This window comes from Lysobacter firmicutimachus, assembly GCF_037027445.1.
In the GTDB taxonomy this organism is placed as follows: domain Bacteria; phylum Pseudomonadota; class Gammaproteobacteria; order Xanthomonadales; family Xanthomonadaceae; genus Lysobacter; species Lysobacter firmicutimachus.
The window spans coordinates 2,450,850-2,463,560 of the sequence record NZ_JBANDL010000002.1; the positions used below are offsets into that span (position 1 = coordinate 2,450,850).

At 68.1% G+C, this 12,711-nt stretch carries 7 protein-coding genes; 5 read left to right on the plus strand and 2 right to left on the minus strand.

What is annotated here, in order from left to right; all coding sequences use genetic code 11:
* Positions 1-377: 377 nt before the first annotated feature.
* The 5 genes from V2J18_RS10880 to V2J18_RS10900 all read left to right on the plus strand — a co-directional run bounded on the left by V2J18_RS10880 (position 378) and on the right by V2J18_RS10900 (position 9,819).
* Complete coding sequence (locus tag V2J18_RS10880; RefSeq protein ID WP_336131786.1) at positions 378-3,329, plus strand: VIT domain-containing protein; 2,952 nt, start codon at positions 378-380, stop codon at positions 3,327-3,329.
* A gap of 142 nt (positions 3,330-3,471) precedes the next feature.
* Positions 3,472-4,600 (plus strand): peptide chain release factor 2 gene (gene prfB / locus V2J18_RS10885; RefSeq protein WP_141233345.1). Its coding sequence is split into 2 segments (ribosomal slippage): positions 3,472-3,546 and positions 3,548-4,600, totalling 1,128 coding nucleotides; the frame shifts between segments, so codons are not numbered across the junction.
* A 191-nt stretch (positions 4,601-4,791) separates the two neighbouring features.
* Positions 4,792-6,306: a lysine--tRNA ligase gene (gene lysS, locus V2J18_RS10890; protein WP_336131787.1), complete on the plus strand. Its 1,515-nt coding sequence runs from the start codon at positions 4,792-4,794 to the stop codon at positions 6,304-6,306.
* Positions 6,307-6,522: 216 nt separating this feature from the next.
* On the plus strand, positions 6,523-7,644 hold the full coding sequence (locus V2J18_RS10895) for a response regulator (RefSeq protein ID WP_064746705.1): 1,122 nt from the start codon (positions 6,523-6,525) through the stop codon (positions 7,642-7,644).
* A 3-nt stretch (positions 7,645-7,647) separates the two neighbouring features.
* Entirely contained in the window at positions 7,648-9,819 is a 2,172-nt protein-coding gene (locus V2J18_RS10900) for an ATP-binding protein (protein WP_336131788.1), read from the plus strand.
* Positions 9,820-9,870: 51 nt separating this feature from the next.
* Here V2J18_RS10900 and V2J18_RS10905 read toward each other — a convergent pair whose 3' ends face one another.
* Together V2J18_RS10905 and V2J18_RS10910 are read right to left on the minus strand one after the other, a co-directional pair.
* Positions 9,871-10,806: a crotonase/enoyl-CoA hydratase family protein gene (locus V2J18_RS10905; protein ID WP_079248042.1), complete on the minus strand. Its 936-nt coding sequence runs from the start codon at positions 10,804-10,806 to the stop codon at positions 9,871-9,873.
* Between the two features lie 197 nt (positions 10,807-11,003).
* The gene (locus tag V2J18_RS10910) at positions 11,004-12,680 is read right to left on the minus strand and encodes a long-chain fatty acid--CoA ligase (RefSeq protein WP_064746703.1); all 1,677 of its coding nucleotides are present in this window, start codon (positions 12,678-12,680) and stop codon (positions 11,004-11,006) included.
* Positions 12,681-12,711: the final 31 nt, after the last annotated feature.

The following is a 12,711-nucleotide window of genomic DNA, read 5'->3' on the forward strand; positions in this document are numbered from 1 at the left end:
AGGCCGCGAGCGCGCGCTCGCAGGCGGCGGCGCGGGCGGGAGCAAGAGCAAATTCCCAGCCCCCCCTTTTCAACGAGGGGGCGCAACAGCGGACTCGCAATCGGGAACGGCGCCGACGCCCGGGGCAATACCGGCGTCGCGCGCTCCCCGTACCCGCGGCGCAAGTGGTGGCCCCAGCCACCGCACCGGCCCGGGCAGTGGCGGCGCAAGCCGCGACCGGCGACTGCGTGGGGCCGCGCGCGTCGTGGCGCTTGCCGCGCCCGTCGGTATCGTCGAAGCTGGCGCAGCCGCGGCGTCGCCGTCGGCATGGAAGCCTCACCCCTTTCGCGCAGTTCGCGCGTTGAGGGATTCGACCCCGCCACAAGGAAGCGCCTCCGGTGAAACTCCCCTTTGCGCCCGCCGTGCTCGTCGGCCTGCTGCTGAGCCTGCCCCTGGGACTGGCCGGACTGGCCGGCGCGCAGACGCCCGGGCACTTGACCGCCCCGCCGTTGCCGCCGCTGCTGCGGGTCGCCGGTGCGGAAACCCCAATCGAACTGGAATCGGCGCGGGTCGACGGCGAAATCGTCGGCGGCCTGGCGCGGACCTCGATCGAACTGGTGTTCCGCAATCCGAACGCGCGGGTGCTGGAGGGCGAACTGCAGTTCCCCCTGCAGCCCGACCAGCAAGTCGCCGGCTTCGCCCTCGATATCGGCGGCGCGATGCGCGATGCGGTGCCGGTGCCGAAGGCGCAGGGGCGGCAGGTGTTCGAGGCGATCGAGCGGCGCGGCATCGACCCAGGCCTGCTCGAGCAGACCGCCGGCAATCAGTTCAAGCTGCGGGTCTATCCGATCCCGGCCGGCGGCACCCGGCGGGTGCGGCTGGACCTGGTCGAATCGCTGCGCCGCGACGGCGAGGCCTGGCAGTACCAACTGCCGCTGCGTTTCGCCGACGGCGCCGGCCGTTTCGAAGGCGAATTGCGCACGGCGCAGAAGCCCGAACCGCTGGGGCTGGCGCGCGCGCTCAAAGCCGAGCGGCACGGCCGCGGTTACCGCCTGGCATTGAGCGCGCGTCCGCCGGGCGAGGTGTTGAGCCTGCGTCTGCCGCGCGCCGAACGGGCCGAGAGTTATGTCCAGGATTTCGCCGGCGAGCGCTATTTCCTCGCCGAAGTGCCGCTGAGCGGCGCCTCGGCGCCGCGCCGGCTGCCGCAGACGGTGGGGTTGCTGTGGGACAGTTCGGCTTCGCGCCGCAAACGCGATCACCCAGGCGAACTCAATCTGCTCGATCGCTATTTTCGCGCTGCCGGCACGGTGCAGGTGCGTCTGATCCGTTTGCGCGACCGCACCGAGCCCGCGCAGACCTTCCAGGTGCGCGGCGGCGACTGGTCGGCGCTGCGCCGCGAGCTGGACGACACGGTCTACGACGGTGCCACCGATCCGGGCGGCTGGAACGCCGAGGCCGAGATCGGCGAGTACCTGCTCGTCAGCGACGGCCTGTTCAACTACGGCGATCAGCGCTTGCCCGAACTGGGGCCGCAGCAACGCCTGTACGCGCTCAATTCGGCCGGCGCCAACGGCGACAACGACCGTCTGCGCGCGCTGGCCCAGGCTCACGGTGGCCGCCTGGTCGCCTGGAGCCGCGCCGGCGAACTCGAGCGCGCCGCGCGCGAGTTGCTCGAACAAGCTCCGCAATTGCTTTCGGCGAGCGGCGCCGGAATCGCCGATGCGGCGGCCGAGTTGGCCTTCGCCGACGGCGGCTTGCTGCGCATCGCCGGGCGCTTGCGCGATGCGCCGGCGACGCTGCGCCTGCGGGTGCGCGACGCCGACGGCGAGCGCGAACTGAGCCTGCCGATCGCCGCCGATGCGCCGGCCAGCGCATTTCCCGCGACGTTGTGGGCGCAGTACTCGATCCGTGCACTGCAGGCCGATCCGGAGCGCCATCGGGCCGAGATCGCCCGGCTCGGCCGGAGCCACGGCCTGGTCACCGCCGAGACCTCGCTGATCGTGCTGGAAGAAGCGGCCGACTATGCACGCTATCGGATCGAACCTCCGGCGCCCTTGCGCGAGGAATACCGTCGCCTGCTGTCGGCGCAGGAAGAGGCCGTCGCCGGCGAGCGCCGCATCCATCTCGACCTGGTCGCGGGCAGCTACCAGCAGCGCATCGACTGGTGGCAACGCGATTTCCCCAAGGGCAAGCCGCCGGCGGCGCTGGGCGGAAACGAACGCTATCGGCTGGCCGAGGCGGCGCCGGCGGCGGCCGCGGGGATCGCGCCCATGCCCGCGCTGCCGGCACCGTCGGACTCCGCCCGGGAGCCCACCACCCTGGACAGCGTGGAGATGCCGGCGGAGGCTGCGGCGGCCGACGCGGGCATGGATCGAATCGTAGTCACCGCCAGCCGGATCGCGCACGACGATCAGGCCGGCCCGTCCGGCCCCGTCCAACGCCCCGCTCGCATCGCCCTGCAGGCCTGGGAGCCCGACTCGCCCTATGCCCGCCGCTTGCGCAAGGCCGACGCCGGCAGCGCCTACGCGATCTACCTGGACGAACGCGATTCCTATGCCGGCAGCACCGCGTTCTACCTCGACGTCGCCGATGTGCTGTTCGAAAAGGGCCGCCCGGAGCTGGCCCTGCGGGTGCTGTCCAATCTGGCCGAACTCGACTTGGAAAACCGCCATGTCCTGCGCGTGCTCGGCTACCGGCTGATGCAGGCCGGGCAACCGGCGCTGGCGGCACAGGTGTTGGAGCGGGTGCTGGCGATGGCCGAGGAGGAGCCGCAGAGCTTCCGCGACCTGGGCCTGGCCTACGCCGCCGCCGGCCGTCCGCAAGAGGCGGTCGACCGTCTGTACGAGGTCGCGCTGCGCGCTTGGGACGGTCGCTTCGACGGCATCGAAGAGATCGCCCTGGCCGAGCTCAACGCGATCGCCGCCGCGCATCCGGACCGGGTCGACCTGAGCCGGGTCGACCCGCGCCTGCGCCGCAACCTGCCGCTGGCCCTGCGCGCGGTGCTGAGCTGGGACAGCGACAACAGCGACATGGACCTGTGGGTCACCGACCCGAACGGGGAGAAGTGCTACTACGGCAATCCGCTGACCTACCAGGGCGGGCGCATCACCGACGATTTCACCGGCGGCTACGGACCGGAGGAGTTCGCCCTGCGCCGGGCCAAGCCGGGCAAGTACAAGGTCGAGGCGCAGTTCTTCGGCGACCGCCAGCAACTGGTGACCGGCGCGACCACCCTGAATCTGCGCCTGAGCACCGGCTTCGGCGGCCCCGGCCAGCAGGACCGGCAGGTGACCCTGCGGCTGAAGGACGCCAAGGAGCAGATCCTGGTCGGCGAGTTCGAGGTGCGCTGAACGGCCGCGGCCGGCGGGCGCCGCGGCGCCCGTGCAGGCCGGAACGGTGCCGGCCGGGGCGGCGGAGCCCGCGGCCGGGCAGGGCGGGGCGGCCGCCGGGCTGCTAGAATCGCCGGTTCATCCGCATCAAGACCACTCGGACATGATCGAACTCAATCCCGTCCGCCAGCGCATCGCCGACCTCAAGGGTCGGCTGGATGCGCTGAGGGGGTATCTTTGACTACGACAGCAAAGTCGAACGTCTGGAAGAAGTAAACCGCGAGCTGGAAAGCCCCGACGTCTGGAACGACGCCGAGCGCGCCCAGGGCCTGGGCCGGGAGCGCGCCTCGCTGGACAAGGTGGTGACCGGCATCCGCAGCCTCACCGACGGCCTGATCGGCGGACTGGAATTGCTGGAACTGGCCGAGATGGAGGACGACGAGTCCACCGCGCTGGCCGTGGTCGACGACGTCGAGCGCTACAGCAAGGACGTGGAGAAGCTGGAGTTCCAGCGCATGTTCTCCGGGCAGATGGACGGCGCTTCGGCGTTCGTCGACATCCAGGCCGGCGCCGGCGGCACCGAAGCCCAGGACTGGGCGGAAATGCTGCTGCGCATGTACCTGCGCTGGGCCGAATCGCGCGGCTGGAAGACCGAGTTGCTGGAAGTCTCCGGCGGCGAAGTCGCGGGCATCAAGTCGGCGACCTTCCGCGTCGAGGGCGATTTCGCCTACGGCTGGCTCAAGACCGAAACCGGCGTGCATCGGCTGGTGCGCAAGTCGCCGTTCGACTCCGACAACCGCCGCCACACCAGTTTCACCTCGGTGTTCGTGTCGCCGGAAGTCGACGACAAGATCGACATCGAGATCAACCCCGCCGACCTCAAGACCGACGTGTACCGGTCTTCGGGCGCGGGCGGCCAGCACGTCAACAAGACCGAATCGGCGGTGCGCATCACTCACGTGCCCAGCGGCATTGTGGTGGCCTGCCAGACCGAACGCAGCCAGCACGCCAACCGCGACCGCGCCATGAAGATGCTCGCGGCGAAGTTGTACGAGCTGGAAATGCAGAAGCGCAACGCCGAGCGCGACGCGGTCGAGGCGACCAAGTCCGACATCGGCTGGGGCAGCCAGATCCGCAACTACGTGCTGGACCAGAGCCGGATCAAGGACCTGCGCACAGGCATCGAGCGCAGCGACACCCAGAAAGTGCTCGACGGCGATCTCGACGAGTTCGTCGAAGCCAGCCTGAAGTCCGGTCTGGAAGTCGGCTCCAAACGTTCTGACGCCGTCTGAGGCGGCTGCGCCGCCTCGGGGATTCGGGATGGGGGATTCGGGATTGGCCAAAGCCGGTCCCGCCCGCTCCCGGAATCCCTGCTCCAGGGGATTCGGGATCGGGGATTGGGGATTGGCCAACGCCGACCCCGCCCGCTCCCGGAATCCCTGCTTCGAATCCCCAATCCCGAATCCCGAATCCCAAAACCGCAATGACCGACAACGACCTGCCGCCCATCGACGAGAACCACCTGATCGCCGAGCGCCGCGGCAAACTCAAGGCGCTGCGCGAGGAGGGGATCGCGTTCCCGAACGACTTCCGCCGCGCCGATTACGTCGGCGACCTGCAGGCGCAGTACGCCGACGCCGAGGCCTGGACCCAGGAGGCGCTCGACGCCCGCGGCCAGCGCGTCGCGGTGGCCGGCCGCATCCTGCTCAAGCGGGTCATGGGCAAGGCCAGCTTCGTCCAGATCCAGGACGAGTCCGGCCGCATCCAGCTGTTCCTGCAGGCCAACGCGCTCGGCGAGAGCTACGACAAGTTCAAAGGCTGGGACGTCGGCGACATCGTCGCCGCCGAAGGTCCGCTGACCCGGACCAAGACCGGCGAGCTGTCGATCAAGGCCGAGTCGTTGCGCCTGCTGACCAAGGCGCTGCGTCCGCTGCCGGACAAGTTCCACGGTCTCAGCGACGTCGAGCAGCGCTACCGCCAGCGCTACGTCGACCTGATCGTGTCGCCGGACGCGCGCGAGGTGTTCGTCAAGCGCTCCAAGATCATCCGCGCCATGCGCGCCTGGCTCGACGCGCGGCGCTTCCTGGAAGTGGAAACGCCGATGATGCATTACATCCCCGGCGGCGCCGCGGCCAAGCCTTTCGTCACCCATCACAATGCGCTCGACCTGCAGTTGTACCTGCGTGTGGCGCCGGAGCTGTACCTCAAGCGCCTGGTGGTCGGCGGCCTGGAGCGGGTCTACGAGATCAACCGCAACTTCCGCAACGAAGGCGTGTCGACCCGGCACAACCCCGAGTTCACCATGCTCGAGTTGTACGAGGCCTACGCCACCTACACCGAGATCATGGACCTGACCGAAGCGGTGATCCGCCATGCCGCGCAGGACGTGCTCGGCACGACTCGGGTCGAATGGGACGGCAGCGTCATCGACCTGGGACCGGGCTTCCGCCGCTGGTCGATGACCGACGCGGTGCTGGAGCACAACCCGGAGATCAAGCGTGAGGAACTGCGCGACCTCGCCGCCATGCGCGCTCACTGCGCGCGGCTGAAGATCCCGGTCAAGCCGGCGTACGGCTGGGGCAAGCTGCTGCTGGAGATCTTCGAGAAGACCGTCGAGCACACGCTGATCCAGCCGACCTTCATCACCGACCACCCGGTCGAAGTCAGTCCGCTGGCGCGCGCCAACGACATCGACCCGGAACTGACCGACCGTTTCGAACTGTTCATCGGCGGCAAGGAACTGGCCAACGGCTTTTCCGAGCTCAACGATCCGGAAGACCAGGCCGCGCGCTTCCAGGCCCAGGTCGACCAGAAGGAAGGCGGCGACGACGAGGCCATGCACTACGACGCCGACTACATCCGCGCGCTCGAGGTCGGCTTGCCGCCGACCGGCGGCCTCGGCATCGGCATCGACCGCCTGGTGATGATGCTGACCGGCAGCTCCTCGATCCGCGACGTGTTGCTGTTCCCCTACATGCGTCCGGAAGCCGGCGGCTGAGTCTCGCCCGGGTTCGCGAACGGGCGCCCGCCGCCCAACGCGACCGGCGCCCGCGAACGGCCAGCATCCGCTGGCCGTTTTCGTTATGGGGCTGCGTAGAAACCGTGATGAACCGCGCGCATTGCTGCGGCGGACGGCGGTCCGCAGATTTGCGACGGGCTATGTGTGGAAGTGTTCTAGGTTTGCCACTTGGGACCTTAGACGGCTGTCACGGGCATCGCGGCGGGGTATGCTCGCGGATCGGCCGCCACAGGGGGCGGCCTTACTACGGATACCGGTGTGAACGTCGTTATCGTCGATGACCAAACGTCCGCGCGGACCATGCTGCGCCACATCATCGAGGACATAGCGCCCGAGCTGTCGGTGCACGATTTCGGCGAACCCGAGGCCGCGCTCGCCTGGTGCGAAACGCATCAGCCCGACCTGTTGCTGCTCGATTACCGCATGCCGGGCATCGACGGCCTGGAGTTCGCGCGCCGCTTCCGCCGCCTGCCGATGCATCGCGACATTCCGATCATCCTGGTCACCGTGGTCGGCGACGAACCGGTGCGCCAGGCCGCGCTGGAAGCCGGCGTGATCGACTTCCTGGTCAAGCCGGTGCGTCCGCGCGAACTGCGCGCACGTTGCCGCAACCTGCTGCAGCTGCGCCAGCAGTCGGAGAACGTCAAGCAGCGTGCGCTGTCGCTGGAACAGCGCCTGCTGTCGAGCATGCACGAGGTCGAAGAGCGCGAGCGCGAAACCTTGTCGCGGCTGGCGCGCGCGATCGAGTACCGCGACGCCGGCACCAGCGCCTACCTGGAGCGCATGTCGCACATCGCCGGACTGATCGCCGAACAGCTGGGCATGTTCGAAGACGAGATCCGGGTGATCGAGATGGCCGCGCCGCTGCACGACATCGGCAAGATCGCCATTCCCGACTCGGTGCTGATGAAGCCCGGCCCGCTGACCGAGGAGGAGACGGCGGTCATGCGCCGCCACCCCAAGATCGGCTACGAACTGCTCAGCGGCAGCCAGAACCGCTTCATCCAGGCCGGGGCCCTGATCGCCCTGCGCCATCACGAGCGCTACGATGGCAGCGGCTATCCCGACGGCCTGGTCGGGGAGCAGATCCCGCTGGAGGCGCGGATCGTGGCGGTCGCCGACGTGTTCGACGCCCTGATTTCGCCCCGCCCCTATAAGAAAGCCTGGGACGTGGAAGAGGCTTTGGAGTATATGTACGCCCAGCGGGGCCGCCTGTTCGACCCGCGGTGCGTGGACGCGCTGATCCGCAGCCGCGCCCGTCTCGACGAAATTTGCGACAGATACTCCGCCAGTTTTCCTCGTCCCGGCTTGGAGTAGCCGATGGCTTCCATCCTGCGCTTGCTGAAAGAGCGCCTATCCAACCGCCCGGACAGCGAGCACGGGCAGGCCCTGGTGCGTCTGATCATCGCCTGCCTGATCGTGGCCTATCTGCTCGGGCTGCAGGCCTTCGAGCAGGACAGCCGGGCGACCCAGACCATGCTCTGGGTGATGTCCGCCGAATCGCTGGTGGGGCTGGGGCTGTTGGCCGGGATCGTGCGCTGGCCCGGGGTCTCGCACCTGCGGCGCTGGATCGGCATGATCGCCGACTACTCGACCCTGGCGGCGCTGATGTCGCTGGACGCGCCCTCGCTGGCGCCGCTGTACGTGATCGTCCTGTGGGTCACCATCGGCAACGGCCTGCGCTACGGCACCCGTTATCTGTACACCTCCGCCTCGCTGGCAGGCGCTTCGTTCCTGGCGGTGATCCTGGCCAATCCGTACTGGCGCGACCAGCCCTATTTGAGCGCCGGCCTGTGGCTGGGTTTGGTGGCGATTCCGGCCTATCTGTCCTCGCTGCTGCGCAGCCTGCAGAAGGCCACCGAGGACGCGCGCCGGGCCAACGAGGCCAAGAGCCGCTTCCTGGCCAACATGAGCCACGAACTTCGCACGCCGCTGAACGGCATCATCGGCATGGCCGAGCTCATGCACGGCACCCGCCTGGCGCCGGAGCAGCGCGAGTACGCCGACGTCATCCATACCTCGGCGCAATCGCTGTTGCTGCTGGTCAACGACGTGCTCGACATCTCGGCGATCGAGGCCGGCAAGCTGCAGCGCCGCGACGTCGACTTCAACCTGCAGGAGGTGATGAAGCGCCTGCAGAAGATGCTGCAGCCGCTGGCCGCGGCCAAGGGCCTGACCCTCAAGATCGACGTCGAGCAGGACGTGCCGCTGCGCTTGAACGGCGACAGCGCGCTATTGACTCAGGTGCTGCTGAACCTGCTGCACAACGCAGTCAAGTTCACCGAGAAGGGCGGCGTGTCGCTGGTGACCCGGATCGCCGACGGCGGCGCGCCGGCGCCGCTGCCCGGCGGCGGTCGCCAGGCGCGCTTGCGCTTCTCGGTCCGCGACACCGGCATCGGCATTCCCAGCGCGGACCAGGAGCGGATCTTCCAGGCCTTCGAGCAGGTCGACAACGGCCCGACCCGGCGCTTCGGCGGCACCGGTCTGGGCACCACCATCGCCAAGACCCTGACCCAGTTGCTCGGCGGCCAGATCGGCCTGGAAGGCAATCCGGGCGGCGGCAGCCACTTCTGGATCGAACTGCCGCTGCGGCTGGAGGAGGCCGCGCCGCAGACCCACGAGGCCGAGCCGCAGGAAAGCGGCAAGGTGGTCTCGTTCGAAGACCCGTTCATCCGCCACAAGACCCGGGTGCGCGGCCTCAAGGTGCTGATCGCCGACGACCAGTCGGCCAACCGCACCGTGCTGACCCGCATCCTCGAACGCGCCGGCCACCGCGTGCAGGCGGTCAACGACGGCGAGGAGGCGCTGGACCAGCTCGAGACCGGCCAGTTCGAACTGGCCATCCTGGACATGCACATGCCCGGCCTGAGCGGCCTGGACGTGATCCGCCAGCTGCGCTTCATGCAGGCCGGCAACAGCCGCCGCACCCCGACCATCATCCTCAGCGCCGACGCCACCTTGCAGGCTTCGGAAGCGGCCAGCGAAGCCGGCGCCATGGCCTTCCTGACCAAGCCGATCGTGGTCGGGCGCCTGCTGGAAACCATCGCCGACGTGGTCGACACCCAGCGTCTGCCGGCGGTGCGCGCGATCAGTGACGTCAGCCGTCCGCTGACCAATCCGGCGGTGCTCGCCGAGCTGGCGGAAATGGGATTGGGCGATCAGTTCCTGCGCGACTTCGTCGAGCAATGCCTCAAGGACGCCGCGGCCTGTCAGACCAATCTCGCTGCGGCCGGCCTGGCCCAGCAGTGGGACGAATTCCGCGAGGTCGCGCATGCCTACAAGGGCGTGTGCGAAAACCTGGGTGCGCACTCCATCGCCGAACGCTGCTCGCAGATCATGCGGGCCGGCGACGATGCGCTGGCGCGCGAACACGGCAAACTCGTCAGCGAACTCGCCGGTCAGCTGGCGGCGGTCGCCGACCTCAGCCGTCAGGAAGTCGCGCGCCTCAGCCGGGGCGGCGGGCGCAGCAAGGACGTCCCCGACGTATCGTGACGTTGCATCCTGCCACGCAGGACGCGTGGCAGGCTCCCCCCTGCAAGACGATCATGCCAGCGCCAGATTCAGCGCGGCCGAGCCGGCCCGGCGCTGCTGCGCGCGCACCAGACGGTCCATGGTCTTGAGCCCGCGGTCGCTGAGGCGCATGGCGGCGTCGACCCATTCGGTGGTGACCGACAGCAGCTCCTCGAGGCTGACCGGACGGCAGGCCTGGCGCACGGTGTTCATCGCCCGCAGCGCGTTGCCCATGCGCTGATTGCGCTTGATCGTGTCGTGCGCCGCCTGCAGGCCGCAGCCGCGCGGCACCACCTGGTCGACCACGCCCATGCGCAGCAGCTCTTCGACCGGATAGACGCGGGCGTTGAGCATCATGTGCTCGGCCTGGGCCGGCGAAACGCGCCGGGTCAGGAAGGTGTAGGCGCCCATGCCCGGGAACAGGTCGAACAGCACCTCCGGGAAGCCCATGCCGGTGCCGGCCTCGGCGATGATGGTGTGGCAGCACAGCGCCGCCTCGAAACCGCCGCCGAGCGCGTCGCCCTGGATCACCGCGATGCTGTGCACGCGGTCTTCGTGCAGCTGATAGAGATTGAACGCGACTTCGATGCACAGGCGCGCGTAATCGAGCAGGCGCTCGCGATCGTTTTCGCGGATCAGGCGCGAGAACAGGGCCAGGTCGCCGCCGAGATTGAACACATCGGCTTCCGAGCCGAGGACGAAATGGCGGATGCCGGCGCGCGGATCGGTGTCGGCGGCCAGTTCGCGGCGGATGCGTTCCTGCACCCGCTTCATGTCGTCGAGCAGGCGGATCGAGAAGCAGGGCGAATAGACCGCGTCCGCTCCATGGACGAGCTCGGGCTGGGCGTGCATGTAGCCCCAATCGACGCTGCCCGCGGCATCGGCCACATGACGGAACAGGCTGGCTTCGGCGGCCGGGAAACGGACGGAAGCGGCTTCGGCGATGGGGAAACGAGCGGAGATGGACATGGCGGACTCCTGGAGGTCGGTGGCGGGAAAAAAGTCCCGCAATTCGATGCTACACCTCGTTCCTAGTGTGTTCAGACAAGCCCGAGTTCGCGTTTTGCCTGCGTTGGCGCGCACAAAAAAGCCCCTGCCGGGCAGGGGCTCCTGAATGCGGCAATGGCCGGTCGTAGCGCGCGGCGCTGCGACCGGCTCACCCAAACTCACGTCTTGGCGTTGTCGCGCAACTCGCGGCGCAGGATCTTGCCGACGTTGGTCTTGGGCAGTTCGGTGCGGAACTCGACGTAGCGGGGGTGCTTGTAGCCGGTGAGGTTGGCGCGCGCGTGGGCCTTGACCTCGTCGGCGGTCAGCGCGGGGTCCTTCTTCACGATCACCACCTTCACCGCTTCGCCGGACTTCTCGTCCGGCACGCCGACGGCGGCCACTTCCAGCACTCCCGGCATCATCGCGATCACGTCCTCGACTTCGTTCGGATACACGTTGAAGCCGGACACCAGGATCATGTCCTTCTTGCGGTCGACGATGTAGAAGAAGCCTTGCTCGTCCATGCGCGCCATGTCGCCGGTGTGCAGCCAGCCGTCGGCGTCGATGACTTGTGCGGTCTCTTCGGGCCGCTGCCAATAGCCCTTCATCACCTGCGGGCCCTTGATGCACAGTTCGCCGACTTCGCCGATCGGCAGCATGCGGCCTTCCTCGTCCTTGACGCAGGCGTCGGTGGAGGAGATCGGCAGGCCGATCGCGCCGTTGTACTCGGGCAGGTCCATCGGATTGATGCAGGCCGCGGGCGAGGTCTCGGTCAGACCGTAGGCCTCGACCAGGGTCACGCCGGTGACCTGCTTCCAGCGTTCGGCGACCGAGCGCTGCACCGCCATGCCGCCGCCCAGGGTCAGGTGCAGGCGCGAGAAATCCACCTGATCGAAACCGGGCGTGTTGAGCAGGCCGTTGAACAGCGTGTTGACCCCGGTGATCGCGGTGAACGGCGTGTTCTTGAGTTCCTTGACGAAGCCCGCCATGTCGCGCGGGTTGGTGATCATGTGGTTGAGTCCGCCGAACTTCATGAACACCAGGCCGTTCGCGGTCAAGGCGAAGATGTGGTACAGCGGCAGCGCGGTGATGATGACTTCCTGGCCGTACTTGACGTTGGCCCCGACCCAAGCCGCGGCTTGCTGCATGTTGGCGGCCAGGTTGCGGTGGGTCAGCATCGCCCCCTTGGCCAGGCCGGTGGTGCCGCCGGTGTACTGCAGGAAGGCGATGTCGTCGGGCGAGATCTCCACCTCGGGCAGCTTGTGCATCTGGCCCAGGGTGAGGGTGTCGCGGAAGCGCACGGCGCCGGGGATGTCGTAGTCCGGCACCATCTTCTTCACGTACTTCAGCACGAAGTTCATGATCGGGCCCTTGAGCCCGCCGATCATGTCGCCCAAGCCGGTGGTGATGACCTGCTTGACCTGGGTGTCGGCGACGACTTCGGCCACGGTCTTGCCGAAGTTGTCGAGCACCAAGATCACCGACGCGCCGGAATCCACGAGCTGGTGCTTGAGCTCGCGCGGGGTGTACATCGGATTGGTGTTGACCACGCTCAGGCCGGCGCGCAGCACGCCGAAGGTGGCGATCGGATACTGCAGGCAATTGGGCATCATGATCGCAACGCGATCGCCCTTCTTGAGCTTGAGCTCGCCGAGCAGGTAAGCGGCGAACTGGGCGCTGAGCCGGTCGATGTCGCCGTAGGTGAGGACCTTGCCGAAATTCGAGAAGGCCGGGCGATCGCGGTATTTGTCGATCGCGTTCTGCAGCACCGAGACCACCGACGGGAATTCGTCGACGTCGATCTGTGCGGGCACGCCTTGCGGATACTGGGCAAGCCAAGGACGTTCCAAACTCATCGCGATCCCCTCTTTAATCGCTTAGATATCG